Consider the following 25,721-nt stretch of genomic DNA (forward strand, 5'->3'; position numbering starts at 1 on the left):
GGCCTTGCAGATCGCTGAGATTCGATAGCACCCAAATCAGCACTTCATTGCTGATCTACGGCGCATAGAAACACCCGCCCAGCGGGTCAGTCCACACCAGCTCCCCGGTAGCGGGGCGGCGCATCAGGTTGTCGAGCTTGGCATCCACGTCACATTCATGGCGCTGCGCAAATTCCGCCGCGCTGGCGAGTGTGATCAACACCCCCGCCAGCGCGGGATGCTCACCGGCCAAGGCCAGGCACTGTTCAGCAAGCACGGCGTTGGCCGGCAGATCATCATTGTCGTCGAGCAACCCCGACAGCAGGCTGGCAAGTAACGGCTCGCTGGCCTCATCCACGCTTATCAACCTTTCCACTTCGGCCAGCCAGTAGAACTCGTTTTCGCTTCCCCTGAATGAAGCGTCAGAGGGCCCCACGGCGCCATAGTCGTGAATGACCTCGACGACATTACGGTTGCCCTGGGCCCACTGCCGGGCAAGAAAATTGTGGCCGCAACCTTCGAGCGTGAGGCGATAGAGCCTGGTACCGTGCTCGAACAGCATGCTGCTCGAACCCTGGCAAAGGAACGTCGCCTGGTTCAGCGGCGCGCTTGCCAGAATCGCCTGGAAGTGTTTGCCCGCCAGCACCGGTTGATCAGCCATGCCCATTCCCCCCGCTGAAGTTGCCGACCCCTGATGCTTGAACAGCCGCTTTCGAGAGCAGGCCAAGCCTGCTTCTCGGGTGATCCCTTTCCCCAAGCCAGTTGGGGATCAAGGCGCCTTGCGCCGCAAAGTGCTCGACATGCACCACGGTGATTCTGCCGTCTGTGTAGGCCACGGCGTTGATCATCTTCCATGCGCCGGGGCGGGCATGGCGCAACAGCGCGTAGGCAGACGCGACATAGTTCATCCCCGTGCCCAGGCCGAACATCACGATCAGTCGGGTCTCTTGCGGCAGGTCGCGAAGAAAGGCCGTTGTACAGTTGCTGGCCACCGACTTGCCGAACGGGCTGGCAATGAACTTGTCCAGCATCCCGCCGCCTGATCCTTTCCAGGTACCAGCCTTGCGGTCGTGGCGCTCTACGGTGCAACGGATGAGCGATGCGAAATGAAAGCGCCCGTCGTCGTCCGCAATAAGGCGGTCCACCTGTTGCTTGAGCCTGTCAGGCGGGGCGGCGGGGATAAGGCCCACGTGGGCCAGAATCTTGCCCACATTGAGACGACTGCCCTTGTAGGCGATGTCGTCGTGAGGTGTGCTGGCAAGTGCCCCCGCCTGAGTGGGGCCCTTGGAGAAGCCCAGCACAACCACCTCTGGCGTAGTACTGCCCCATGCCAGCGGGTTTGCCGTAATACGCCACTCGCCCTCGGTGCGAGTGGCTACATCGAATGCTGGCGCACTCTCGGTGTGGCAACGCGAGCAGGAGACTCTGCCGTGACGGGGTAAGCAACTCATCAATCCTCCCAAGGTGCCGACGTTTGAAGTAGCAGGGCGCCACAAGATGGACTCGATCCGGCTATTACGCGGCAACTGCGAGCAGCGTAGTTGACGTTGTTTACTTTGCCATCAGCGTGTCTACCGCCCGTTTGTGCTTGGCCAATAGCCGACATGGCGCCTAGCCGGGCACGCGTGCTTCAGTGAGGCCAAGTCGAAGGAAGCTCAATGCATCCTTGTAGAGTGGGTGCCATGCGTCGGATGGCTCGCTATGGAGTGGATGCCAGAAAAACCTGAACGCGTGCCCTCCGTCATCCTGGGTAAAGTGAACCCAGGTGTCGGGAAGCTCGTGGGTGACGTGACACTCATGAAATGCCCACACATGCCCGGTTACCTCAGCGCGCCACACGCCAAGATTTCGTCCCACCGTGCCATTAATTCCGGCTTCCTCGAACAGTTCTCGTACAGCAGCGTCTTCACTCGGCTCACCTGGCTCCACACTTCCCTTGACCAACTGCAGGCCCGCCAACGGATGCGCGAACGCCAGAATCTCCAACGTTTCACGGCTGCGCAGCACCACCGGGCAAGCTTTATCCACTGCCATGTTGTTCTCCCCTTGGCTCATTGCTGTTGAGTGTTGAGCGCGTCGAAAGCTGAACGATGTCAGCTGCCTTCAACACTGCACGATCTTAAAGCATCCATCCGGCTCTGCCGGGTTTTTGCCTCCCTCCCAAGTTCAGGACAAACCAGGCAGCACACTGATGAACCCTGCCCACATGTTGCAGTTTGTTGCCGCAGCCAGATGCCTGGCCTTGAGGTTGACGCAAATCAAGCTGCTGCCTATGGGGTTCGGGAGACCATGGCGGCACGAAAGGAGCGGATCGACAGCAGGCCAACGCCTCGATCCGCATGCGCCACATTGCATAAGGAGCCCCACATGAGCCCGTTGAAGCACGTACTGGTTGCCACCGATTTGTCCACTTCTGCGCGCAACGCAGCAGAGCGGGCCGCACTCCTGAGCCAGGCGCAGCATGCCGCGCTGGACCTGCTCTACGTTGCCAACCCCGCGCCTTACGAGCGCCTCAAGCAGGTTGTGGTACCCGATGAAAACCTGTTGAATCGCGTGCTGGAAAGTGCCGGCGAAAACCTGCGTGCAGTGGCTGCCATGCTGTTCCACCGCTACGCCATCTCCGCTGGCACACAGGTCGCGCCCGGTTCGGTGGCTACCGAAATCACCCGTGTGGTGCAAGACAAACACACCAACCTGCTGGTATGCGGGGCCAAGGGGCAGAACCTGGCGCGCCGCCTGCTGGGCTCCACCGTGCAGCGCATGCTGAGCCGCATGCACTGCCCGATGCTGGTGGTCAAACAGGCCCCGCGCGAGGCGTACCGCCGCGTGCTGGTGCCGGTTGATTTTTCGCCTTCGTCGCTGCGTGCCATCGAGCTGGCAAAAGCCGTGGCCCCGCAGGCCGAAATCATTCTGATGCACGCGTTCGAAGCGCCCTTCGAGGGCAGCATGCGTTTTGCCTACATCGACCAGGACACCCTCACGCACTACCGCAACGCCATCAAGAAGGATGCCGTGGAGCAACTTGCGGCCCTGAGCGAAGCCGCCGGCCTGCCCAATGCTCGGCAGATCGTGGCACACGGCGACGCAGCCTGGCGGATCGTGGAAACCGAGCAGGAGCTGGACTGCGACCTGATCGTGGTCGGCAAGCAGGGCGAAAGCGCGCTGGAAGAGCTGCTGGTGGGCAGCGTCACCAAGCACGTGCTGAGCGAATCGCAGTGCGATGTGTTGGTGTCGATCTAGGGTCTGTAGGTAGGGCAGGGGGCCGGAAACGCTTGGCACAGCACACGCGATAACGGTTCTGTCGCAAGCGCCGTGAGGCGTTGGTGGCATCCGCAAGGCCCATGTTGCGGATGATGGCGTAATGGTATTGTTGGCTACCGTTACGCCATTCATCAATCGGCACAGAAGAAGTGCTTCATGATCGACACCGCACAGATGGCCCTGATTCTTGATGCGCTGCCCGACCCTGCCTTCATTCTGTCGCGCAGTGGCAAGTACGTTGCGGTGTTTGGTGGCCGCGACGCGCGTTATTACCACGATGGGTCCGGCCTGATCGGCCTGTATATTTCAGACCTGATCAATGCCGACAAGGCGAACTGGTTTCTGGAGCAGATTGCCCGGGCACTGGCCACGGGAAACCTGCTGGTCGCCGAGTACGAGCTGAGCAACAGGGACGTGAAGGGCCTGCCCGATGAGGGCCCCAAGGACCCCATCTGGTTCGAGGGGCGCATCCAGGCCCTGAACTTCAGGGTGGACGAAGAGGAGGTCGTGCTGTGGGTCGCCAGCAATATCTCCGAACGGCACACACTGGAAGTCAGGCTCAGGGAACTGAGCGATACCGACCAGCTCACCGGTCTGTTCAACCGCAGAAAGCTCGAACATGACCTGAAACTGCACCACGAGTCCCTGACACGCTATCGCGTGCCGACGTCGGTGTTCCTGTTCGATCTGGACAACCTCAAGAAAATCAATGATACCCAGGGACACCACGCCGGTGATCAGATCATCCAGGCGGTGGCCGAGATATGTCGTTGCGCGCTGCGCGCAACGGATTTCGCCTGCCGCCTGGGTGGCGACGAGTTTGTGGTGGGCCTGCCTAATACCGAGCGCGAGCAGGCGCTGCAGCTTGCCGAGCGTCTGCATGAGCGCTTCCGAAAAGAGCTGAGCCGCTATTGGGCAGGCGACACGGTGGTCACCGTGAGCATTGGCGCAACGGCCATGCTGCCCGAGGACCACGCTTACGAGGACACCTTGAAACGGGCCGATCGTGCCCTGTACGTGGCCAAGAGCATGGGCAAGGACCGGATTGTGTGGCTCTGACGCCAGGGTATGGCCAATGTCAGAAAACCCTTGACCTTCCAGACGTGGCAAGTCGGATAAGTACGCGAACGTTGCTTTGCCCCCGCAAAGCAGGTCGACACTCGTGCGAAAGGCCATGTGATGAACGTCAAACGCGTAACCCTTTTCACCGCGGCGCTAAGCGTCGCGCTCACCAGCGTCGGGTGCAAGGAGACGGCACCCGCGACTGAACCCGCCAAGCCTCCCAGTGTTCCGGTAGCCGAGGTGATCGTGCGCCCGGTAACGCCCCATGCCGAATTCACCGGGTCGCTGACCGCGATCAAGCGGGTCGAACTGCGCCCGCGGGTGGCCGGCTACATTCAGGCGGTGAGCGTGCCAGAGGGCCGCATGGTAGAGAAGGGCAGCCAGCTCTTTGTCATCGATCCACGGCCCTTCCAGGCCGCGCTCGACGCCGCCACCGCACGCCTGCAGGAGGCCCGGGCGGCGTGGCTGCTGGCCCAGGCAGACCATGCCCGAGCCCGGCAACTGTATGCGCAAAAGGTCGTTGCGCGGGACCGGCTCGACAGCGCAATTGCGGCGCTCGATGCGGGCCAGGCCCAGGTCGATGCCGCAAAGGCCGCGCTGGACGCTGCAAAGCTCGACCTGAGCTTCACGCGGGTTACTGCACCGATCAGTGGGCGTGTAGGGCAAACCCTGGTCACCGAAGGCAACTACGTCACCAATGGGGTGACGCCACTGACCACCATCGTCTCTGTCGACCCCCTGCATGTGTACTTCGATGTGGACGAGCGCACGTACCTGCGCTCGCTCGCATCAAGCCGCCCTGGCACGGGCGCGCAGGCGGCGAAGGTGAGTGTGGCGCTGGCCACCGACAAGCAGTACGCGCGGCCCGGCCGCGTCGATTTTCTGGCCAACGCCGCCGATCGCAACACCGGCACGCTGCGTGTTCGCGCAGTGGTCGACAACCCCGACGGGCAGCTGACGCCCGGTTTGTTTGCCAAGGTGAAGCTTGAGACCGGCACGCCACAGGCCAGGGTGCTGATCTCGGACCAATCGATTTCGACCGACCAGGGCAGCCGCTACGTACTGGTAGTGGGCAAGGACGACAAGACCCAGTACCGCCCGGTCGAACTCGGCCCGATGGTGGAGGGCTTGCGCGTGATCGAAAAAGGCCTGCAGCCCGGCGAGCGCATCGTGGTCAAGGGCCTGGTGCGCCCAGACATGCAGGTTACGCCGCAGCCCAGCTCGATCGAGGGTTCGCCCGTCAAGGCGCAGCAAACCCTGGGGGCGGCGCAATGACATTCCCGCGCTTCTTCATCGATCGTCCCATTTTTGCCATCGTCCTCTCGATACTGATGATGATTGCCGGCATCGTCGCCTTCTTCCAGCTGCCGCTGAGCGAGTACCCGGCGGTCACACCGCCGACCGTGCAGGTGACGGCGTCCTATCCGGGGGCCAACCCCCAGGTAATCGCACAAACCGTGGCCGCGCCACTGGAGCAGGCGATTACCGGGGTCGAGGGCATGCTGTACATGGCGTCGCAGTCTGCCACCGATGGCCGGATGGTACTGACCATCACTTTCGCCCAGGGCACCAATGCCGATATTGCGCAGATCCAGGTGCAGAACCGCGTTTCGCGGGTTCTGCCGCGCCTGCCGGCAGAGGTGCAGCACCAGGGCGTGGTCACCCAGAAGACCTCGCCGGACATGCTGATGGTGGTTCACCTGCTGTCTCCCGACAAACGCTATGACCCGCTCTACATGTCCAACTACGCCTACCTTCAGGTGCGCGATGAACTGTCGCGCCTGCCCGGCATCAGCGATGTGCTGGTGTGGGGCGCCGGGGAGTACAGCATGCGGCTGTGGCTCGACCCGGACCTGATCGCCGCGCGCGGGCTAACCGCAGGCGAGGTGATCGAAGCGGTGCGCGAGCAGAACGTGCAGGTGGCGGCGGGGTCGGTCGGCCAGGCGCCCAACGCCACCGCTGCGTTCCAGGTAACCGTGAACACCCTGGGGCGGCTGACCGATGAGCAGCAGTTTGGCGACATCATCATTCGCACCGGCGACGACGGTCAGGTCACGCGCCTGCGCGATGTGGCCCGTATCGAGATGGGCGCCGACTCTTACGCATTGCGCAGCCTGCTCGATGGCGAACCGGCCGTTGCGCTGCAGATCATCCAGAGCCCGGGCGCCAATGCCCTGGACGTTGCCCAGGCGGTGCGCGAAACCATGCAGCGGCTGGAGGCGAACTTCCCGGCGGGGCTCACCTCGCGCATTGCCTATGACCCCACGGTGTTCGTGCAGGCCTCGCTGGAGTCGGTGGCCATCACCTTGCTGGAGGCGATCATGCTGGTGGTGATCGTGGTGGTGCTGTTTCTGCACAACTGGCGCGCGTCGCTCATCCCGCTGATGGCGGTGCCGGTGTCGCTGGTGGGCACCTTTGCGGTCATGCACCTGATGGGCTTTTCGCTCAACACCCTGTCGTTGTTCGGCCTGGTGCTGTCGATCGGGATCGTGGTGGACGATGCCATCGTGGTGGTGGAGAACGTCGAGCGTCATATCGAGAACGGCGAGGCGCCGGCCCAGGCCGCCAGGCTTGCCATGGACGAGGTGACCGGGCCCATCATCGCGATCACCTCGGTGCTGGCTGCGGTGTTCATCCCCACGGCGTTCCTCAGCGGCCTGCAGGGCGAGTTCTATCGCCAGTTCGCACTCACCATTGCCATCTCGACGATTCTGTCGGCGGTCAATTCGCTGACCCTCAGCCCCGCACTCGCCGGGTTGCTGCTGCAGCCACGCCAGCACGGCAACACCCCCGACCCCCGCAGCCTGCGCGGGCGTGCCCGGCGGTTGCTCGGCACCCTTGGCCGGCCGTTCCAGCGTGCACCGCAGGCCTATGGCAACACGGTGCGCAAGGTGGTCCGGCTCAGCGGCCTGGTGCTTGTGGTGTACGTCGGCCTGCTGGGGTTGACCGCGTTCGGCTTCAATGCCGTGCCACCGGGCTTTGTACCGATGCAGGACAAGTACTACCTGGTGGCTATCGCCCAGTTGCCCAACGCGTCGTCGCTGGACCGCACCGAAGCGGTGGCCAGGCAGATGTCGCAATTGGCCCTGGCCGAGCCGGGCGTCGAAAGCGTGGTGGCGTTCCCGGGGCTTTCGATCAACGGTTTCGTCAATGTGCCCAACGCCGCGGTGATGTTCATCATGCTCGACCCGTTCAAGGAGCGTGCCTCGCCGGACCTGGCTGCAACCGCCATCGCCGGGCGCCTGCAGGCCAGGTTTGCGGGCATTCCCGATGGTTTTCTTGGGGTGTTCCCGCCACCCCCGGTGCCCGGCCTGGGTGCCACCGGCGGCTTCAAGATGCAGGTCGAGGACCGCAGCGGCGCGGGGCTGGAGGCCCTGGTGCAGCACACCCGCATCCTGATGATGAAGGCCACCGAGTCGGGGCAGTTGGCCGGGCTGATGACCAGCCTCGATATCAATGCACCGCAGCTCGACGTGGTCATCGACCGGGCCCAGGTCAAGAGCCAGGGCGTGCGCCTGACCGATGTGTTCGAGGCGCTGCAGGTGTACCTGGGTTCGCTGTACGTCAACGACTTCAACCGCTTTGGCCGCACCTACAAGGTCACGGCGCAGGCCGACACGGACCACCGCATGCAGGCCGAAGCCATCGGCCGCCTGCAGGTGCGCAATGCGGCCGGGGCCATGCTGCCGTTGTCGGCGTTTGTCAGCGTTACGCCAAGCTCCGGCCCGGACCGGGTGATTCACTACAACGGCTACCCCTCGGCGGACATTTCGGGGGGCGCGATGCCGGGCGTGAGTTCAGGGCAGGCGGTTGCGCTGATGGAGCGTCTGGCCGGGGACATGCTGCCTGAAGGCATGACCTTCGAATGGACCGACCTGACCTACCAGCAGAAGCTGGCCGGCGATTCGGCGCTGTTCATCTTCCCGCTGTGCGTGTTGCTGGCCTACCTGATTCTGGCGGCGCAGTACAACAGCTGGCTGCTGCCCCTGGCGGTGCTGCTGATTGTGCCGATGTGCCTGTTGAGCGCGATCATCGGGGTGTGGCTGATGGGGGGCGACAACAACGTGTTCGTGCAGATCGGGCTGATCGTGCTGGTGGGCCTGGCCGCCAAGAACGCGATCCTCATCGTCGAGTTCGCCCGTACCCTGGAAGCGCGGGGGGCGAGTGTGCTGGAGGCGGTTGTGGAGGCATGCCGGTTGCGCCTGCGCCCGATCGTGATGACGTCCCTGGCCTTCGTCGCTGGCGTCGTGCCGCTGGTGCTTGCCAGCGGCGCAGGTGCCGAGATGCGCCAGGCCATGGGGGTGGCGGTGTTTGCCGGCATGCTCGGGGTGACGCTGTTCGGGTTGTTCCTGACCCCGGTTTTCTATGTGGTGATCCGTGGCCTGGCGGCCCGCTTCGAGCGGCACACGCCCACAGCCCAGCCTGCCCTGGAGGAGCGCCGTTCATGAGCCTTTGCTATCGAGCTGTTCTGGCGCCCCTGGCCACCCTCATGCTGCTGGCCGGGTGTGCTGCAGTGGGCCCCGACTATGTTGCGCCGTCGCTGCCGGCAACGCAGCTTCCCGCACGCTTCGATGAGCTGCCTGCCGGGCTTGGCCCCGGTAGCGTCGAGGCCCGGTGGTGGGGTGCCTTTGACGAGCCCGCATTGACCGCGCTGGTGCAGCGGGCGCTTGCCGCCAACCATGACATCGCGATTGCAGCCGTGCGGCTCGAAGAAGCCAGGGCGATGTTGCGCGAAAGCCGCCAGGGTTTCCTTCCGCGTGGCGGCCCTGCGCTCAGCTACGAGAACCGCCGCTGGAGCGAAGTGCAGACACCGGCTGGCCAGTCGCGGCAGAACGAAACCTATCGGGGGGCGGTCGATGCGTCCTGGGAAATCGACCTGTTCGGCCGCGTGCGCCGCTCGGTGGAGGCCGCACGCGCCCAGGCCGGTTCGCGCGAGGCGTTGCTGCGCGGGGTGCAGGCGAGTGTGGCGGCCGAGGTGGCGGCCACCTGGTTCGAGCTGCGGGGCATCGAGGCCGAGTTGGCGGTTGCCGCCGATACCCGCCAAAGCCAGCGCGACAGCCTGAGCATGGTCGAACGCCAGGTGAACGCCGGGGCGGCCACCGAGTTCGACCGGCTGCGGGCCGAAGCCCTGTTGCGCTCGGTCGAGGTGAGCGTGCCCGAGCTGGAGCGTCGGCGTGATGCCTCGGTCAACGCCCTGGCGATCCTGCTGGGCGAGCCGCCGCAGCGGTTCACACCACCGGCCGCCGAGCCTGGGGATCAGGCGCTGGCCCTGCGCACGATCGCCGTCGGTGAGCCCACGGCGTTACTCTGGAGACGCTCCGACATTGCCGCCGCAGAACGCGCCCTTGCGGCCGCCACGGCGCAAATCGGGGTCGAGACGGCGGGCCTCTATCCCGAGGTGCAGGTGCAGGGCTCCATCGGTGTGGTCACCGGAAGCCTCGACGGGATGAGTGGCGCGGGCGCGCTGTCGAGCTTTATCGGCCCGATGATTCGCTGGTCGCTGCTGGACACCGGGCGTGTGCGTGCCCGCATTGCCGCCAGCGAGGCACGCGCCAGGGAGGCGTTGATCGTGTACGACCAGACGGTATTGCGCGCGTTGCAGGAAACCGATGATGCCTTCAAGGCCCACGGGGCTGCGAGCAATACCCTGAGGCTGCGATTGCTCGAATCGGCGGCCAACGGCGAGGCGGCGCGGCTTGCCCGGGCGCGGTTCTCGGAGGGCGAGGGCGTCTACCTGGATGTGCTTGAGGCCGAGCGCGCCGATTACGCCAGCCGACGCGCCCTGACCGCTGCACGTACCCGACAACGCCTGGCGGTTGTGGGCATCTACAAGGCGCTGGGTGGTGGCTGGGAAGTCTGCGCGCAGGCCCGGCAGCCGTGCGACGGCGCCTCTCTCTAGCCTTCCATCAGACAAAAATAATCCCCGAAACCGGGGATTATTTTCATACGGCTTCCACCAGCGTGTTACTGCTGTTCAGTAGCGTCGGGCAACGCATAGGCAATGATGTAGTCGCCCACATCAGGTGAATGGCTCATGCCGCCCGCCGAGATCACCACATACTGCTTGCCGGTCGCCGGCGACTGGTAGATCAGCGGTGCTGCCACTGCACCTACCGGCAGGCGGGCTTTCCACACCTCCTTGCCGGTGGCCGAGTCCAGGGCCCGCAGGTAGTAGTCCTGGGTGCCGGCAAAGAACACCAGCCCCGAGGCGGTCGAGGTAGGGCCGCCCAGCGTCGGCATGCCCAGCGGGATCGGCAGGTGGGTCTTGAGGCCCAGGGGGCCGGTGTCCTGCACGGTGCCCAGCGGTACCTGCCACACCAGTTTCTGGGTGTTCAGGTCGATGGCGCTCATGCTGCCGAACGGCGGGGTGTTGCACGGCACGCCCAGGGGGGATTGCAGGATGTCGATTTTTACCCCGCCATAGATGCCCGCCACTTGTGGGCGAATCGTACCCATGAAGCCCGGCACCTCATCGGTGGAAACCTTGAACTTGCTGGTGTTTTCCTTGGTGACCAGCGCCATGCGCAGCGGTACGCGCATGTCGTTGACGAACATCATGCCGGTGTTTTCGTCGATGGAGATGCCACCCCAGTTCATGCCACCCAGCAGGCCCGGCCATTCGATGTAGGGCTTTTCGGTCGGCGGGGTGAAGGGGCCCACATACACCGAGTCCTTGAACATGATGCGGCAGTACAGCTGGTCGAAGGTGCTCACGCCCCACATGGACTTCTCGGTCAGGGGCTCGGCACCAATCACCGGCATGCCCACCGAGTGCGGTTGGGTCGGTGCCAGGTGTTCGCCTTCGGCGGCGGGGGATGTGGGTACGGGCAGCTCCTGAACTTCAGTCACCGGCTGGCCGGTGCGGCGGTCCAGCACGAAGATGTTGCCGGTCTTGGTGGTCTGGATCAGCACCGGGGTCTTTTCGCCCTGGGCGTTCTTGATGTCGTACAGCACCGGTTGCGACGGCAGGTCGTAGTCCCACACGTCGTGGTGCACGGTCTGGTACACCCATTTGGCCTTGCCGGTCGAGGCATCGACGGCCACCACGGCCGAGCCGTACTTTTCCTTGGCCTGGTTGCGGTCGCCACCCCAGTAGTCGGGTGGGCCGTTGCCGGTGGGCAGGTACACCAGGTTCAGTGCCTTGTCGTAGGTGGGCACGGTCCACACGTTGGGGGTTTCCAGGGTGAACTGGTGGTCGCTGGCGGTTGCGTCCTGGCCTTCAGGCGCACCGATGTCCCAGGCCCACACCAGCGCACCGGTCACCACGTCGAAGGCACGCACGGCGCCCGACGGCTCCTTGGCGACGATGTCGCGCACCCAGCCGCCGACCACGGTGAGGTGGCCCATTACCACGGGCAGGGAGGTGGGGTGGTAGCGCTTGCTGTTCTCGGTGGGACCCATGCCTTTTTTCAGGTCGACATAACCGTTGTCGCCAAAGCTCGGGCACAGGGTGCCGGTGTGTGCGTCCAGGGCAAACAGGCGGGCGTCGACCGACGACACCAGGATGCGCTGGCGGCACTGCTGCTCGCCATACGAGGCCTTGACCTCGGCGCTCAGGCTGTCGTCCTTGTCGATGTCGTGGTAGCCCACGCCGCGGCACGTCACGTGCTCGGCGCTGCGCGCGTGCGGGTCGAACTTCCAGATCGGCTTGCCCGTGTCGGCGTCGAGGGCGGTGATCAGGTTTTCTGGCGTGCATGAATACAGCACGTTGCCGATCTGCAGCGGGGTGTTCTCGTCCACGCCGGCACCGGCGCCCGTGGTTCTGCGGCCGGTGCGGTAGATCCAGGCCACTTGCAGGTCCTTGACGTTCGCCGGGGTGATCTGGCTGAACGGCGCAAAGCGCGTGCCCGAGGCGTTGCGGCCGAAGAACTCCCAGTTTTCCGGCGCGGCGGGGGCTTCGGTTGGCGCAGGCTTGGCCGTGGAGGCGAGCGGGGTGGAGATTGCACCGTGCGGGTAGAACGCCGCCACGAAGGTCGCGATCAGCCCCGCGAACACCGCAAAGCCGAAGCGGTTGGCCAGGCGTCGGGTGCTTGCCGAGGTGCCGGGCAAGGCTGCGCCGACCCACAGGCTGAGGGTCAGGATGATTGCCGGTACCACCAGGCGTGGCAGCAGCTCCCAGTAGCTGAACTGGCCGACTTCGTAGAATGCCCACACACAGGTTGCCAGGGCGATGGCTACCGAAAGGGCGATGCTGGCGCTTTTGCGCAGGAACATCAGCGCTGCCAGCAGCAGGTATGCAACGCCTGCGATCAGGTAGTACGGCGAGCCATCGAGTGCTACCAGTTTGAAGCCGCCGTAGATCATCGCCAGCGATACGAGCAGCACCAGCAGGGCAAACAGCACCCTTGCGGTGGTGCCGAGTGCAAACTTCCGAGTTTGCGGTTGATGGTCATCCGTCATTTTTTTCATACGTTCCGTTAGTCAATGGAAAGTGCACGCAGGCTCTGCGCAGGGGTCAAGGCATTCAGTCGGCAGCGGTAAAGATCGAACCCGTGGGGTGTGGCGATCAGCGCGCAAGGGCGTGCGCGATCATTCGATACGGGGGGCGCCGAAGGCTCTGGGAAAGGGTGTTGGCGTTGGGATGGCCTTTGCGGAGTCGGCGCGGTAGGGCTGCCTGAAAACGGTGGCCAGTTTAGGCGGGCGAGGCGGGGCGGATAAATGCTCAAGGTCGAAAAGCATTGTTGGGGAAACAGTAACAATGGGGACGGTCGGTAGGCCGCGTGTGCGGCCCGTGGAACGAAAGGGAGGCAGCTGTACGCGGGTTAGCAGACCAGGGATCAAGGACCCCGGCGCGCATGAATGCGCCCCGCGTACAGTCGCCATAACACCCGACGACAAAGGGTGACGGCCGTAAGCAGGATGGTAGACCGGGACTCCAGGAACCCAGCGCGCACGAATGCGCCCTGCGTACAGCCGTCATAAAACGAAACAGCGGGTGCAAAAAGGTGTCAGCTGAGACGGATGGACGCTTGCACGTCCTAAGGTGCTCGGGCTAGCAAACCCGAAAGGATGCAGCTATAGCTCGGTAGCCCACCTTTGCAACAGGCCGCCACAACCCAAAGCAGGCATATTAGCTTCTGGATCAGTAGGTAGCCCCCGCCAGTCCTAAAATCGAGACGGCGGTTCATTTCCAGCTTTGATCTGTGAAAAGACATGGTCTGGATCTGCCTGGCACCAATATCTGAACAGAAGGCGAGGTTCGGTATCCCCAAAATACTGACTCAGGAGGCTCTCGGCGGGGATTAACAATTTAGTTTCTGGCCATTGCTGAGCTAAAACACCTATGTGTTTGCCAGACGAACAAATAATCCACGTCGCCTTGCCTCCACTGATGTCAGGCAGGTAACCCATACCTTGGATCGCTTCGAACAAAGCGCGCAGTGTTACTGCAGGATCAAGCCTGATTGATGTCCTGTGACTTTCCAGATCATCCCCTGCATGCACGCTATCCCGATCAATTTGAATGACCAACATGAATGTTCCTTTTTAGCGTTGTGAGATTACTAGAATGCCAGCGTAGGAATGCCAGCTATCTGTCTACAGTCCGCTTATGGCCAATTGCTGCCGTTAACCACCGGCAGCCTTGGGTCCGTTAGCGACGGCCGAGACCGTGTTTGCCCAGTAATCTCGAATCGCACTCGCCGCTGCGTTTTCTCCAGCATCACCGTGGCTGCTGATGACCCTCTATGAAGGACGGGCAGTTGTTTGTTCTTCTGCACCTTCAACTGCTGAACAGCCCGACAACCCCTCCAACTGCACATACTCAATGCGGTGCCGTCCGTTGTTTTTAGCCGCATAGAGCTGCTGGTCCACGGCTTTGATGAAGTCTGTAGGCCTGTCCCACTCGCCTGGCGCCATCGAACCCGCGCCTATGCTGACAGTCAGGCGGTGGTCATGTGGCGATAGCGCATGCACGATGGACTGCTTTTGGATCAACCGCTGGCAGCGCTCAGCCACTTTACGCGCCACCTCGGCATCGGCTTCGGGCAGCAGCACGATAAATTCTTCGCCGCCATAGCGAGCCACAAGGTCGCGTGGGCCATCCAACGCCAAACTCAGCGTCTGGGCAATCGCTATCAAACATTTGTCGCCTTGAATATGGCCGTACAAATCGTTGTACTGCTTGAAAAAATCGACGTCCAACAACAGCAGCGACAATGGCCGGCGCTCGCGGCGCGCACGTTCCCACTCCAACTCGAAACAGCTGTCGAAGCGACGGCGGTTGGCGATATTCGTCAGGCCGTCCTTGAACGAGAGCACCTCCAGTTCCTTCTGCAAACTCAGCAACTGGTCTTCGGTCTTCTTGCGTTCGCTGATGTCGAACATGAAGCCGATCAGCGCTTCGACTTCGCCCCTGTCATTGCGCACCACGTGCACAACGTCGCGGATCCACACATAGCCGTTGTCCTTGGTCAGCGCTCGGTAGTCCGCCTCATGGTCCACGCCAGCCTTGGATTGCGTCACGCAGAAGTTCACCACATGCTCGCGATCTTCTGCATGCATGCGCATGGCCCAGTCTTCCACGCTCACCCAACTTTCAGGGCTCCAGCCCAGCAACGCCTCGATCTGAGGGCCGATGTAGGTGAACTTCATCGAGGCCCAGTCAATCTTCCAGGGAATCGCCTTGGTCGACTCCAGAAGGGTTCTGTACACCTCACTGTCATTGACAAGCTCGCTTGCATCGGACATACACGATAGCCCTCGGAACCCTATGGATAAGCCACTTTAGCAGCACTGGCAGGGCAAGTACTGAGTACCGAGCCATGGGTCGGTACATGGCGACATGGAAGAGGTTGCGGGCACGCTGAAAGCCCTTCGTATTCTGCTACTCATCTGTTTTGGTCGTCAGATCACCGGCCACTTCCTTGGCCAGCGCCATAAACGCACGGGCAGCCGCAGATTGATAGACATTCTTGCGCTGCATCAAGACCGCTGTGCGCTCTAGCCGATGCGGCCCCAACTCGACAGACACCAACTCTGGGTGCTCCTGCGCTAGGGCAGCCGGCAGCAAGGTCGACAGCGTGGTTCTGCGCACCACCTCAATCAACGCACCAATTACATTGGCCTCCATCACCACGCGCGGGCGAATGCCGTGCTGGTTGCAATAGCGGTCGATCTGTTCGCGGGTGGCGAACGCTTTGCTGAGCAGAATCAGCGACTGCGCATTCAGCGTCTCCAGGCCGACAGCCCGCGCCCCGGCCAGCGGATGTCGGCTACCAACGACCAGGGCAAGCGTTTCAACCAGTAGCGGATAGGCTTCGATGTCTGGCGCATGCACCTCATCAAACGCAATCCCCACATCCAGTTCGTCCCTCAGCAGCAGGTTCTCCATCTGCTCCTGGGCCAGTTCATGCACGTTCAGCGTGATGTTCGGGTAACGGCTGTGAAAGGCTTCCACCAACGGCCCGACCAGGTAGGTCGTGAAGGTTGGCGTCACCGCTATGCGCAGCGTTCCTCGACTGAGATCGCCCACATCATGGATCGCCCGCTTGCCTTCGCGCAGCTCCTGCGCCGCCCGCAATGCATAACGCAGGTACACCTGCCCGGCATCGGTCAGGCGTGTTTTGCGCCCTGAGCGATCGAACAACTGCGCCCCGAGGCTTTCCTCCAGCTGGCGCACTTGCTGCGACAGCGCGGGCTGCGAAACATGCAGTGCCGCCGCGGCACTGGTAAAGCCCTGATGTTCGGCGACCGCAAGAAAATACTGAATATGGCGCGCCAGCATGCCTGTACCTATAAGTTTATCTGATGCAGATAATCATATATGAGACTTTTACCTTATTGCACGGCCTCCGTAACCTTTGCCTCATCGCATCGCGAACCAACGGAGTCAACCATGCAAGACATCATCGACGGTTTCCTTAAATTCCAGCGCAATGCCTTTCCTGAACGTGCCGGCCTGTTCAAAGACCTGGCCAACCAGCAGAGCCCGCGGGCGCTGTTCATCTCCTGCTCCGACAGCCGGCTGGTGCCGGAGCTGGTCACACAGCGTGAGCCGGGCGACCTGTTCGTCATCCGCAATGCGGGCAACATCGTGCCGTCCTACGGCCCTGAGCCAGGCGGTGTGTCCGCCTCGGTGGAGTACGCGGTCGCAGCCTTGAAAGTCAGCGACATCGTGATCTGCGGGCATTCCGACTGCGGCGCCATGACCGCCATCGCCACCTGCAAATGCCTGGACAACATGCCCGCCGTGGCCGGCTGGTTGCGCTACGCCGATTCCGGTCGGGTGGTCAACGAGGCCCGCCAGCATGTCGATCAGCACGCCAAGGTCGCCTCGATGGTGCGCGAAAACGTCATCGCGCAGTTGGCCAATATCCAGACACACCCCTCGGTACGCCTCGCGCTGGAAGAAAAGCGCGTGACGTTGCATGGCTGGGTCTACGACATCGAAAGCGGCTGCATCCAGGCCTTCGACAGCCGCACCGGCAAGTTCGTGTCGCTGGCCGAAAGCCCTACCGCTTGCGTTGCTACCCACTAACCCTAGTTTCTACCCACGGAGATATCCCCATGATCCAATCACAAATCAGCCAAGACACTCGCCTTGCCCTGACCGACGTCATCCTGTTGGCCAAGGCCCGCAAAGACCTGTCGTTCGCTCAGATTGCAGAAGGCACCGGCCTGCACGAAGCTTTTGTCACCGCCGCCTTGCTTGGTCAGCACCCGCTGCCGGCCAACGCAGCCCAGGTGGTTGCCGACACCCTGGGCCTCGACGCCGATGCCGTGCTCCTGCTGCAAAGCATCCCGCTGCGTGGCAGCATCGGCAACGGCATTCCTACCGACCCGACCATCTACCGCTTCTACGAAATGATTCAGGTCTACGGCACCACGCTCAAGGCGCTGGTTCACGAGAAGTTCGGCGACGGCATCATCAGCGCCATCAACTTCAAACTGGACGTCAAGAAGGTCGATGACCCAGACGGCGGCTCCCGCGCGGTGATCACCCTGGATGGCAAGTACCTGCCGACCAAACCGTTCTGATCACCCCACCCATGGGGCCCGGCGCTGCATGGCTGCCGGGCTCCATGTTCTTGAAAATGTGGAGGAGGGCCTCTGAACATGAAGGCGTTACCTGTACTGATAGCGAGTTTTTTCTGTGCTGCGGCGATGGCCGACGAACCGATACCGGTTGAGCAATACAGCTATGCCCAGCACCTGGACATCGCCCGCGTCATTTCCATCAGCGAAGTCGCGCACGTCTGCGCCGTGGTACCTGTGCTCATGACGTATGAAGACTCCAAGGGCCAGAAACACATTCTTGAATACCGAGTGATGGGTAACGGCTGTTCCAACGGTTGAGCTGCCCATGGTTCGTTTTTTACCGATGCGCCTTGGGGCAGCATCATAGAGGGCCAACGTCATGGATCTGATCTTTCGCAATGTGCGCATCGACGATACAAAACCGCTGATGGACGTAGCGGTGCACCACGGCAAGATTGTCGAGATCGCGCCGACAATTTCAGTGCAGGCCGTGCAGGAAATCCAGGGCCACGGCCACGTGCTGATCCCGGGCTTTGTCGAAGGGCACCTGCACCTGGAAAAAGCCAACATCATGCATCGCAAGGCCAATCGCTCCGGCACGTTGAAGGAGGCGATAGCGGTTACCGCCGAGCTCAAACCCACGTTGACTCGCGACGACATTCTCGCGCGCTCCACTCAAGCACTACGTGCGTTGGTGCAGTCCGGCACAACCCACGTACGCGCCCACGCCGAATTCGACCCGGTGCAAGGCTTCACCGGCTTTGATGTGGTGCTGGAACTGCGCGACAAGCTGCGCGACGTCATCGACATCCAGGTGGTGGCCTTTCCGCAGGAGGGAATACTGAAACTACCGGGCATGCAGGCAATGATGGTTGAGGCCATGGAGAAGGGCGCAGATGTAGTGGGCGGCATTCCCTACAACGACGACTCGGCCCATGACCACATCGACTATGTATTCAACCTGGCCAGGCGCTACGGCAAGGACATCGACTTCCATCAGGACTTCGCCGACAACGCCGAACACATGACCATTGAGTACCTGGCGCGCAAGACCATCGAGCAAGGCTATCAAGGGCGCGTATGCGTCGGTCACCTGACCAGCCTGGGTGCCGTGGCGCCGCACAAACAGCGGGAGATCATTGCCTTGATTCGCGAGGCTGGCATCAGCGTCATGTGCCTGCCCGCCACCGACTTGCACCTCGGTGCGCGCGGCGACAGCCATGACGTGCGCCGTACCCTGACGCCGGTGCGGGCCCTGCGTGATGGCGGCGTGAATGTGTGCCTTGCCACCAACAATATTCGCAACGCATTCACCCCGTTTGGCACCGGCGACTTGCTCAACATCGCGCAATTGGCGATTCCGGCCTGTCACCTGGGCGGGGCGGATGACCAGGCCACGGTACTGTCGATGCTCACTACCCATCCGGCGAAAGCGCTGGGGTTGAAGGATTATGGGTTGGTGCCGGGTGCGCCTGCTGACGTGGTGTTGCTGGAGACGCATTCGGTGGGTGACGTGATTCTCGACCTGCCCACACGGTTGATGGTGCTAAAGCGCGGGAAGATCGTGGCGACGTCGGCCTGTCAGCGTTCGGTGGCTTTCTGATCCAGTTCGATGCATGCGGCTGTTCGTGCGGAGCTGTCACTTCGCTCGCCCACCACCCGGCTCACCCCGCACGAACTGCCTGGCCGTTCAACATGAAGATACTGGTGAGCATAGGGTCCGTCCAAGCGGCCGTTACAGCCGCTTGAAATCGCCCTATCGACCACTGCTCACGGCTAGTTCTCGTAGCGCAGCGTGACGGCAAAGTTGCGGGGTTCGCCGTAATAGTTTCCGGTGTCCTGGCTGAAAATCGCGGTGTAGTACTTCTCGTCGAAAACGTTGTTGAGGTTCAACTGAACGCTCAGGTTCTGGTCGATCCGGAAGTTGGCATTCAAGTCCACAAGGTTGTAGGCACTCTGCGAAATACTGTTCAGGTACAGCTTGCTCTGATGGTACACGCTGGTTCCGACTCGCCATTGGTCCAGGCTACCTGGCAACTGGTAGGTGGTGGCGGCCTTGAACAGTCGCTGTGGCGAGTTCTCTGTCCCATAGGTGTCACCCTTCCTGCTACCCGCCACGTATTCTGGATGGCTGTAGGTGTAGCCCATGGAGGCATTCCACCCGGGCATCAACTCGCCCGAGACCTCGGCATCGAACCCGCGGTTTCGTACTTTGGCGCCCTCGGTGTAGCACCGCGAATCGCGCGTGGGCCCACACACGCGCCCAGCCTCGGGCACGACCTGCGCAAGGCCTGTCTGATCCACCTGGAACAGCGCCAGGGAGGTATTGAGCCTGCCATCGAACAGTTCGTTTTTTACGCCCACTTCGTAGTTGCTGCCCGTTGTGGGTTCGAGCAGTTTGTTGTCGACGCTGTAGTTGCTCTGCATCTTGTAGATCTCGGTATAGCTGGCATACACCGAGGTAGTGTCATTGACGTCGTAGACGATGCCGCCGTAGGGGATGATCTTGCGGTTTTCCCTGAAGCGGTCCGTCTCCCACGGGCCCTGGGTGTCGTAGTCGACCCAACTCAAGCGGCTGCCCAGGATCACGTGCAGATCATCGAATGGGTTCAGGCGAGTGGCTGCATAGATCCCCTTGTCCTTGCGCACATGTCGACTGGGCGTCAGGCTGCCGACTATCTGCGGTTTCGGGAATGTGGAGGTATCGAAGTCCAGAATGTCGACGATAGGGTTCACGCTGGACGAGCCTGTGACGTATTGCAGCCTGTCACGCCGCAAGTTGGTACCGATCACCACCTCATGCTTGCGCCCCAGCAGGTTGAACGCACCGTTGAGCGCCGCGTCGAGATTGATCTGTTCATCATCGTAGCGGGCGCTGTTCGGCCAGTACTGCATCGTCGAGTCGGTGTCCTTGGTGTGGTACCCAACCTGAGCGAGAAAATCCGAATTGGACCAAATCAGGTTAGTGGCGACGGTGAGGTTCCAGTCCTCATTGAAGCTGTGCTTGATATCGGCAAAGACGTTGCGGTTGATCTTGTCCAGGTACGCCCACTTTCCAGCGAACGACTTCGACCGCGAGAAGTTGTATGAGCTGCCATCCAGGTGGGTAGGCAAACCGCCCCAATCGTAGCCGCCACTGTTGTCCTGCTGGAAGGACGCCCCCACTGCAACCGTGGTCGAGTCATTCAGGTCGACTTCGCCGATGGCGTAGAACAGTTGGTTGTCCTTGTCAGCGTAGTCCTGGTAGCTGTTTCGACTGTTGTACATCAGGACCGTACGGCCACGCACGGTGCCTTCTGCGTTCAAGGGGCCGCCAACGTCGAGTTGCGTGCGGTAGTTGTCCCACGAGCCAGCACCGATCTCTGCCTTGAGCCGGTATTCACGTGTCGGTCGCTTGCGAACCATGTTGATGGCCGCAGACGGATTACCTGCCCCTTGCATCAGGCCGTTTGCGCCTCGAACAATCTCCACCCGGTCATACATGGCCATGTTGTTCACCGACATGACGTCCATCGAGAAGCTTTCCGTGACGCTGCTCGGCAGGCCATCGAATTGCAGGTCGTCGACCTGGAACCCTCGCGAGTAGTAAAGCGGACGCTCAGTGCCGAACCCCTTGACCGTGCTGATGCCCGTGGCTGCCCTTGCAACGTCTTCCAGGGACTGCATGTTCTGGTCGTCCATCTGCTGACGCGTGACGACGCTGATCGACTGCGGCGTTTCGCGCAGCGAGAGATTCATCCGCGTCGCTGTGGTGGTGTTACCTGTGGTGTACGACCCCGAATCCTCGGTGATGGTGCCCAGCCCCGAGCCTGTCACGTTGGTCGCGTCCAGTTGCAATGAACCCGACGGTGCAACCGGCAGCAGCACATAGCTGTTGTCCCCACCTGCAACCGCCTGCAACCCGGACCCGCTCAGCAACACGGCAAAGCCCTGGTCGATGCTGTAGCGGCCATTGATGCCCCGGCTCTGCTTGCCTTCGGTCAGCCCGTTGTCGAACGACAGCACCACGCCTGCTTCGGTGGCAAAGCTGTTCAGCACAGTGGCCAGCGCCCCGGCTTCAATGGCAAATTCCTGCTGATGCAGCGTACGGGCTGTTACCTGGCCTTCAGCCGCGTGGCCAAGTGCTGGAGTGGCCATCAACAACGATGCGCCAAGTAGGGCAAGGCATAGCGCGCTTGGGGTGTTCAACGTGGCGGTGCAGAAGCCTGGAAGGGGATGCTGCATGCTTACTCCTGATGCGGTTGTTGGCATTTTGTGAGGTGTCTGCAAAAGGAGTCGCGTAGCCGAGAGGAAAGTGACAACGCGTTTCGAAATTTTTTCCTGGCCTGATTTTCACGGCCAGAAGTCGATTGCTCTCAGGCCATCATTTCACTATATTGCGATTAATTCTTATTCACTGTTTGGCCTGGATATGCCGTCTGGCAACCTTATCGCGACCCTCTACAACGACCATCAACCCTGGCTCATCAGTTGGCTGCGCAAGCGCACCGGGTGTTCGCAGGCGGCGGCAGACTTCGCCCAGGACACCTTTGTTCGCGTGCTGCTCGCCGAGCGCCGTGAACCCCGGGCGGCCATGCTCAATGAGCCTCGGCATTTTCTGGTAACCATCGCCAAGCGGGTAATGATCGACAGTTTTCGCCGTCAGTCGGTGGAGCGTGCCTATCTGGAAGTGCTCGCCGCGCAGCCCGAGTCGTTCGAGATTTCTGCCGAAGAACAGCTTTCGTTGCTCCAGACACTTCTGGAGCTGGATCGCATGCTTGACGGCCTGGGCGTGAAGGCCAAAACGGCGTTCCTGATGTCGCAAGTGCAAGGGCTGACCTACCCTCAAATCGCCGAGCACCTGCAGGTGTCCGCCAGCTCGGTAACCAAGTACATGGCCCGGGCCACCGAACGCTGCCTCCTGTACCTGATGGACAATCCGTGGTGACCACCGACGCCCAGCGCCAAGCACTTCGCCATGCGGCGCAGTGGTTCGCGCAGCTGTGCGCGAACCCTGAAGACGCGGCGCTGCGCGCGCAGTGGCAACGCTGGCACTGCCGGAGGGCGGAGCATGAATGGGCATGGCAGCAGTTGACCGAATTGCAGGCGCGCCTGGGCGGCATGCCGCAGCAGTTGGCCTGGAACGTCATGGAAAAGTCCACGCTGCGCGAAAGCGGCCCGAATCGCCGCACGCTACTCAAGGGGCTGTTGCTGGGCGCCGGCGCCAGTTCATTGGCATGGCAGGGATATGACGTTGCACCCAGATGGATGGCCGACCTCAGAACGCGCACCGGAGAACAGCGCCAAGCGGCTCTTGCCGACGGCACCCTGCTGGTGTTGGATACCGATACCGCGCTGGATGTCATGTTCAATGCCAGCACGCGCTTGCTGGTGCTTCGGGCGGGGGAGGTCCATGTAACCACCGGCAAGGACTCACGTCCGTTGCTGGTGCGCAGCGCACAGGGTGATCTGCGCGCATTGGGCACTCGCTTCGCCGTGCGCCAACTCGACGGGCTGACACGCCTCAGCGTCTACCAGCATGCCGTTGCGGTCCGTCCTGAGCAGGCTGAAGGCGAGGTCGTGATCGAGCAAGGGCAATCGGTGACACTTGATCGTCAGCGACTGTTTGCCACGCAGCCGTTGAAAAAAGGCGAAGAGGCCTGGGCTCAGGGGCGGCTGGTAGTGGAGGGCTGGAGGCTGGATACACTCATCAACGAGTTGCAGCGCTATTGCCCCGGCTATCTGGGCTGCGCCTCGGAGGTCAGCCACTTGCGGGTGTCGGGCTCGTACTCGCTTGGCAACATCGAGCTGACATTGAACACTATCGCCCGTTCGTTACCCATCCGAATCCAGCAGATTACCCGTTACTGGACGCGCATCCTGCCGGTTTGATGATTTACGACTTTCGAAGGCCGGTGGCTCAGACATCGGCTCGCACGGTCCGCTTTTGGCACCACTGCCGCTCGGCCAGCAACTCACCCACCGAGCGGCAACCCGTTTCACACGCCAGCTTCGCCTATTTCAACGGAACGTAGATATCCGTCTGCCATTGATCCTGCGGTGTTTCGGGAAACACGCTCAGGTAATGGAAGAACAACGGTTGATCCCGAAGCTCTTCGTTACTGGAGGGTAGCCAGTCGCGGTAAAGCGGGTAGATGGATTCTCCGATGTAGTCAGGCGACCCCGTATGGCGAATCACGGCGCAACGCCCTGCCGGGATGACCCGTTCATGCACGCCGAATTCGTTGGGCAGCACGGCCTCGTCTATCTCGCCGCAAATCGCGAACCTGAAGGCCTCTGCGGGCGTGGTATCGGGATTGTCATAGGGGATGCCAAACGAGCGGCTCACGGCTACTGGCGACTGACCGCTCTGCATGCGCCACTGACGAAAACGACTGACGCTTTGACTGACGAGGCCGGGCGCCCCGCAATGTTGAAGCGCCGCCACGCGGGTTTCGGCGAACGCTACGGTACGTATCTGCATGGTGATACTCCTGGAAAAGTGAGGGACAACGAAGACCGCATTCCAGACCTGCCAGCTCGGTGCCTTGGCGAACGCACTCGGCGCCATGCCAAAGGCGCGCCTGAACGCCCTTGAAAAGGCCTCGGGGCTTTCGAAGCCAGCACCCAGTGCTGTCTCCAGCACGGACTGACCCGGTGAACCGACCAGTTGATGCGCAGCGCGCCGAAGCCTCATCAACTGCACATACTGTGCAACCGGCACGCCTACATACGCCGTGAATTGCCGGTGAAAATGAAACACCGAGAAGTTGGCGACGCGGCTCAGTGCACTCACCGAGAGATCGCCCTCGAGGCAGGTATCGATATAGGCGAGTACGGCGTCGAACCGTTTTGCGTAGGCATGGCTGTTGCTTGAGTCGGTCACCGAACAAAACCTCCTGAAGATGCGGTGAGCAATAGCATCCGCCTTTGCCCCCTCGTCGTGCCTAGCCGGGTTTGCTCTGATAGGGGTTGCTGCCCCTATGCAAGCCGAGCCAGTTCCCGCGCCACCATCGCCGCCTGCTGCGCACTGGCAACATTGGTAAACCCCATTACCAGCCCGTGCCTGGGCGCACCTGCCAGGTACCACTGCGATAGCGGCTCCACCGCCAGCCCGGCGGCCCGCGCGCGCTTGGCCAGTTTTACATCGTCCACGCCGGGCAAACCGGCTACCAGGTGCATGCCGCCTGCCTGGGTATCGATCAGCAAACGCTCGCCCAACTGCTGCTGCAATGCCTCGATCAGCCATTGCCGGCGCCGGGCGTACAGATTGCGCATCTTGTTCAGGTGCCGCGCAAAGTGGCCTTCGTTGATAAACGCCGCCACGGTGGCCTGCAGCAGGTAAGGGCAGTGGTTGTGCAGCCGGTCGGCCTGGCGGGCGAAGGCCTCGCACTGCTGCGCCGGCACCACCAGGTAGGCCAGACGCAAGCCGGGGAACAGCACCTTGCTGAAGGTGCCGGTGTAGAGCACGCGGCCCTGCTGGTCGAGGCTCTTGAGGGCGGGCAGGGGCTTGCCGCGATAACGGTATTCGCTGTCGTAGTCGTCCTCGATGATCCAGCTGCCTTGCCGGTTGGCCCACGCCAGCAGCGCCAGCCGGCGCGGCAGCGACAGCGACACGCCCAGCGGGCTCTGGTGGGTGGGGGTGACCACGGCAAAGCGCGCATCCACCGCGCGGGCGATGCCCTGTTCCACATCCAGGCCCTGGTCGTCCACGCTGACGGGCACCAGCTGCGCGCCGGCTTCCTGCAGGGCGTTGCGGGCCATGAAGTAGCCGGGTTCCTCGAGCCAGCAGCGGTCGCCCGGCTGCATCAGCGTATGGCAAATCAGGTCGAGGCAGGCGCGATAGCCGGCGCACACGAACACCTGCTCGGGGCGGCAGGTGATGCCCCGCGAGATGCCCAGGTAAGTGGCAATCGCCGCCCGTAGCGGTGCGTGGCCGCGTGGGTCCGGGTACACCAGGCTTTCCAGGCCGCCTTGACGCAGTTGCCGGCCGGCCAGCCGCGTCCACAGCTTGCGCGGGAAGGCGTCCAGGGCCGGCAGGCCCATCTGCAAGGGCAGTGGCAGCTCGCCGGAATGGGTGGTCGGGTAGGTGCTGGCGGCCAGGCCATGGCCCAGTTGGGGTGGGGCAACCGGGGTCAGTTGCGGGGTGACCACCGTGCCGGCGGCGCCGCGCGCCATCAGGTAGCCTTCGCCGATCAACAACTGGTAGGCCGCCTCCACGGTGCCCCGCGCCAGGTTCAGCTCGGAGGCCAGGGCGCGAACGGCCGGCACGCGATCACCTGGGCGCAGGCGGCCGTCGGCGATGGATTCGCGAAAGCGCTGGTAGAGCTGACGATAGATCGGCGCCTGCTGGCTGCGGTCCAGTTCGAAGGAAAGCATCTTGGCCTAGTCGTTTATTCATTTTTCGGCCCTGTAGCTTAAGCCATTGCTTGCTTAAAGTGGGCGCTCTTGAAAAGCGGACG

The 25,721-nt window shown here is 62.3% G+C and carries 21 protein-coding genes; 11 read left to right on the forward strand and 10 right to left on the reverse strand.

All coding sequences use genetic code 11. The features are described 5' to 3' along the window. Positions 1 to 55: 55 nt before the first annotated feature. The 3 genes from ACPRTJ_RS22455 to ACPRTJ_RS22465 form a co-directional block, all read right to left on the reverse strand. Positions 56 to 640 (reverse strand): hypothetical protein, encoded by a 585-nt coding sequence (locus tag ACPRTJ_RS22455; RefSeq protein WP_426427315.1) that lies wholly within the window; start codon positions 638 to 640, stop codon positions 56 to 58. Next, on the reverse strand, positions 633 to 1,280 hold the full coding sequence (locus tag ACPRTJ_RS22460; RefSeq protein ID WP_200893446.1) for a hypothetical protein: 648 nt from the start codon (positions 1,278 to 1,280) through the stop codon (positions 633 to 635). The genes ACPRTJ_RS22455 and ACPRTJ_RS22460 overlap by 8 nt, the downstream gene beginning before the upstream one ends. Before the next feature lie 310 nt (positions 1,281 to 1,590). Then, positions 1,591 to 2,013, reverse strand: coding sequence for an NUDIX hydrolase (locus tag ACPRTJ_RS22465; RefSeq protein ID WP_078480302.1), 423 nt, complete (start codon positions 2,011 to 2,013; stop codon positions 1,591 to 1,593). Between the two features lie 333 nt (positions 2,014 to 2,346). Between ACPRTJ_RS22465 and ACPRTJ_RS22470 the strand changes: the two genes are divergently transcribed. From ACPRTJ_RS22470 to ACPRTJ_RS22490, 5 genes are all read left to right on the forward strand, one after another. Continuing rightward, the gene (locus tag ACPRTJ_RS22470; protein ID WP_426427316.1) at positions 2,347 to 3,219 is read left to right on the forward strand and encodes a universal stress protein; all 873 of its coding nucleotides are present in this window, start codon (positions 2,347 to 2,349) and stop codon (positions 3,217 to 3,219) included. A 177-nt stretch (positions 3,220 to 3,396) separates the two neighbouring features. Further along, positions 3,397 to 4,299, forward strand: coding sequence for a GGDEF domain-containing protein (locus ACPRTJ_RS22475; RefSeq protein ID WP_054916663.1), 903 nt, complete (start codon positions 3,397 to 3,399; stop codon positions 4,297 to 4,299). A gap of 120 nt (positions 4,300 to 4,419) precedes the next feature. Further along, positions 4,420 to 5,577 (forward strand): efflux RND transporter periplasmic adaptor subunit, encoded by a 1,158-nt coding sequence (locus ACPRTJ_RS22480; protein WP_426427317.1) that lies wholly within the window; start codon positions 4,420 to 4,422, stop codon positions 5,575 to 5,577. Beyond that, positions 5,574 to 8,750 (forward strand): efflux RND transporter permease subunit, encoded by a 3,177-nt coding sequence (locus tag ACPRTJ_RS22485; protein WP_426427318.1) that lies wholly within the window; start codon positions 5,574 to 5,576, stop codon positions 8,748 to 8,750. The genes ACPRTJ_RS22480 and ACPRTJ_RS22485 overlap by 4 nt, the downstream gene beginning before the upstream one ends. Then, positions 8,747 to 10,201, forward strand: coding sequence for an efflux transporter outer membrane subunit (locus ACPRTJ_RS22490; RefSeq protein ID WP_426427319.1), 1,455 nt, complete (start codon positions 8,747 to 8,749; stop codon positions 10,199 to 10,201). The genes ACPRTJ_RS22485 and ACPRTJ_RS22490 overlap by 4 nt, the downstream gene beginning before the upstream one ends. Positions 10,202 to 10,266: 65 nt before the next feature. On the opposite strand, the gene ACPRTJ_RS22495 is transcribed toward ACPRTJ_RS22490, so the two are convergent. The 4 genes from ACPRTJ_RS22495 to cynR form a co-directional block, all read right to left on the reverse strand. After that, on the reverse strand, positions 10,267 to 12,702 hold the full coding sequence (locus ACPRTJ_RS22495) for a membrane-bound PQQ-dependent dehydrogenase, glucose/quinate/shikimate family (protein WP_196932442.1): 2,436 nt from the start codon (positions 12,700 to 12,702) through the stop codon (positions 10,267 to 10,269). A gap of 705 nt (positions 12,703 to 13,407) precedes the next feature. Further along, positions 13,408 to 13,776 carry a hypothetical protein gene (locus tag ACPRTJ_RS22500; protein WP_078480310.1) on the reverse strand — a complete coding sequence of 123 codons (369 nt, stop codon included), beginning with the start codon at positions 13,774 to 13,776 and terminating at the stop codon, positions 13,408 to 13,410. Between the two features lie 210 nt (positions 13,777 to 13,986). Then, a complete protein-coding gene (locus tag ACPRTJ_RS22505) occupies positions 13,987 to 14,991 on the reverse strand; it encodes a sensor domain-containing diguanylate cyclase (RefSeq protein WP_081315089.1) in 1,005 nt (334 codons plus the stop codon). A gap of 136 nt (positions 14,992 to 15,127) precedes the next feature. Next, positions 15,128 to 16,027 carry a transcriptional regulator CynR gene (gene cynR, locus ACPRTJ_RS22510; protein WP_116054324.1) on the reverse strand — a complete coding sequence of 300 codons (900 nt, stop codon included), beginning with the start codon at positions 16,025 to 16,027 and terminating at the stop codon, positions 15,128 to 15,130. A gap of 111 nt (positions 16,028 to 16,138) precedes the next feature. On the opposite strand from cynR, the gene ACPRTJ_RS22515 reads away from it, so the two are divergent. From ACPRTJ_RS22515 to ACPRTJ_RS22530, 4 genes are all read left to right on the forward strand, one after another. After that, positions 16,139 to 16,780 carry a carbonic anhydrase gene (locus ACPRTJ_RS22515; RefSeq protein WP_054914637.1) on the forward strand — a complete coding sequence of 214 codons (642 nt, stop codon included), beginning with the start codon at positions 16,139 to 16,141 and terminating at the stop codon, positions 16,778 to 16,780. A 29-nt stretch (positions 16,781 to 16,809) separates the two neighbouring features. Beyond that, positions 16,810 to 17,280: a cyanase gene (cynS, locus tag ACPRTJ_RS22520; protein ID WP_043861410.1), complete on the forward strand. Its 471-nt coding sequence runs from the start codon at positions 16,810 to 16,812 to the stop codon at positions 17,278 to 17,280. A gap of 78 nt (positions 17,281 to 17,358) precedes the next feature. Continuing rightward, entirely contained in the window at positions 17,359 to 17,598 is a 240-nt protein-coding gene (locus tag ACPRTJ_RS22525; RefSeq protein ID WP_058540084.1) for a DUF2790 domain-containing protein, read from the forward strand. 61 nt (positions 17,599 to 17,659) lie between these two features. Further along, entirely contained in the window at positions 17,660 to 18,883 is a 1,224-nt protein-coding gene (locus ACPRTJ_RS22530) for an amidohydrolase family protein (RefSeq protein ID WP_213605695.1), read from the forward strand. A gap of 173 nt (positions 18,884 to 19,056) precedes the next feature. On the opposite strand, the gene ACPRTJ_RS22535 is transcribed toward ACPRTJ_RS22530, so the two are convergent. Beyond that, positions 19,057 to 21,504 (reverse strand): TonB-dependent siderophore receptor, encoded by a 2,448-nt coding sequence (locus tag ACPRTJ_RS22535; RefSeq protein WP_058540085.1) that lies wholly within the window; start codon positions 21,502 to 21,504, stop codon positions 19,057 to 19,059. Positions 21,505 to 21,691: 187 nt separating this feature from the next. On the opposite strand from ACPRTJ_RS22535, the gene ACPRTJ_RS22540 reads away from it, so the two are divergent. Then, complete coding sequence (locus ACPRTJ_RS22540; protein ID WP_213607531.1) at positions 21,692 to 22,207, forward strand: sigma-70 family RNA polymerase sigma factor; 516 nt, start codon at positions 21,692 to 21,694, stop codon at positions 22,205 to 22,207. Continuing rightward, on the forward strand, positions 22,204 to 23,151 hold the full coding sequence (locus tag ACPRTJ_RS22545) for a FecR domain-containing protein (RefSeq protein WP_213605694.1): 948 nt from the start codon (positions 22,204 to 22,206) through the stop codon (positions 23,149 to 23,151). The genes ACPRTJ_RS22540 and ACPRTJ_RS22545 overlap by 4 nt, the downstream gene beginning before the upstream one ends. 124 nt (positions 23,152 to 23,275) lie before the next feature. Here the strand turns inward: ACPRTJ_RS22545 and ACPRTJ_RS22550 are convergent, their stop codons facing one another. Further along, complete coding sequence (locus ACPRTJ_RS22550) at positions 23,276 to 24,145, reverse strand: AraC family transcriptional regulator (protein WP_426427320.1); 870 nt, start codon at positions 24,143 to 24,145, stop codon at positions 23,276 to 23,278. 95 nt (positions 24,146 to 24,240) lie between these two features. After that, positions 24,241 to 25,638 carry a PLP-dependent aminotransferase family protein gene (locus tag ACPRTJ_RS22555; protein WP_213605692.1) on the reverse strand — a complete coding sequence of 466 codons (1,398 nt, stop codon included), beginning with the start codon at positions 25,636 to 25,638 and terminating at the stop codon, positions 24,241 to 24,243. Positions 25,639 to 25,721: the final 83 nt, after the last annotated feature.

Origin of the sequence: Pseudomonas palmensis, assembly GCF_049942755.1 — a bacterium.
In the GTDB taxonomy this organism is placed as follows: domain Bacteria; phylum Pseudomonadota; class Gammaproteobacteria; order Pseudomonadales; family Pseudomonadaceae; genus Aquipseudomonas; species Aquipseudomonas palmensis.

What these genes read in the sequence shown, in the direction of transcription:
- ACPRTJ_RS22555 (WP_213605692.1), bottom strand. Translation starts at nt 25,638, where the DNA reads ATGCTTTCCTTCGAACTGGACCGCAGCCAGCAGGCGCCGATCTATCGT.
- ACPRTJ_RS22495 (WP_196932442.1), bottom strand. Translation starts at nt 12,702, where the DNA reads ATGACGGATGACCATCAACCGCAAACTCGGAAGTTTGCACTCGGCACC.
- ACPRTJ_RS22475 (WP_054916663.1), top strand. Translation starts at nt 3,397, where the DNA reads ATGATCGACACCGCACAGATGGCCCTGATTCTTGATGCGCTGCCCGAC.
- ACPRTJ_RS22465 (WP_078480302.1), bottom strand. Translation starts at nt 2,013, where the DNA reads ATGGCAGTGGATAAAGCTTGCCCGGTGGTGCTGCGCAGCCGTGAAACG.
- cynR (WP_116054324.1), bottom strand. Translation starts at nt 16,027, where the DNA reads ATGCTGGCGCGCCATATTCAGTATTTTCTTGCGGTCGCCGAACATCAG.
- ACPRTJ_RS22455 (WP_426427315.1), bottom strand. Translation starts at nt 640, where the DNA reads ATGGCTGATCAACCGGTGCTGGCGGGCAAACACTTCCAGGCGATTCTG.
- ACPRTJ_RS22535 (WP_058540085.1), bottom strand. Translation starts at nt 21,504, where the DNA reads ATGCAGCATCCCCTTCCAGGCTTCTGCACCGCCACGTTGAACACCCCA.
- ACPRTJ_RS22530 (WP_213605695.1), top strand. Translation starts at nt 17,660, where the DNA reads ATGGATCTGATCTTTCGCAATGTGCGCATCGACGATACAAAACCGCTG.
- ACPRTJ_RS22470 (WP_426427316.1), top strand. Translation starts at nt 2,347, where the DNA reads ATGAGCCCGTTGAAGCACGTACTGGTTGCCACCGATTTGTCCACTTCT.
- ACPRTJ_RS22525 (WP_058540084.1), top strand. Translation starts at nt 17,359, where the DNA reads ATGAAGGCGTTACCTGTACTGATAGCGAGTTTTTTCTGTGCTGCGGCG.
- ACPRTJ_RS22540 (WP_213607531.1), top strand. Translation starts at nt 21,692, where the DNA reads ATGCCGTCTGGCAACCTTATCGCGACCCTCTACAACGACCATCAACCC.
- ACPRTJ_RS22490 (WP_426427319.1), top strand. Translation starts at nt 8,747, where the DNA reads ATGAGCCTTTGCTATCGAGCTGTTCTGGCGCCCCTGGCCACCCTCATG.
- ACPRTJ_RS22500 (WP_078480310.1), bottom strand. Translation starts at nt 13,776, where the DNA reads ATGTTGGTCATTCAAATTGATCGGGATAGCGTGCATGCAGGGGATGAT.
- cynS (WP_043861410.1), top strand. Translation starts at nt 16,810, where the DNA reads ATGATCCAATCACAAATCAGCCAAGACACTCGCCTTGCCCTGACCGAC.
- ACPRTJ_RS22515 (WP_054914637.1), top strand. Translation starts at nt 16,139, where the DNA reads ATGCAAGACATCATCGACGGTTTCCTTAAATTCCAGCGCAATGCCTTT.
- ACPRTJ_RS22505 (WP_081315089.1), bottom strand. Translation starts at nt 14,991, where the DNA reads ATGTCCGATGCAAGCGAGCTTGTCAATGACAGTGAGGTGTACAGAACC.
- ACPRTJ_RS22485 (WP_426427318.1), top strand. Translation starts at nt 5,574, where the DNA reads ATGACATTCCCGCGCTTCTTCATCGATCGTCCCATTTTTGCCATCGTC.
- ACPRTJ_RS22480 (WP_426427317.1), top strand. Translation starts at nt 4,420, where the DNA reads ATGAACGTCAAACGCGTAACCCTTTTCACCGCGGCGCTAAGCGTCGCG.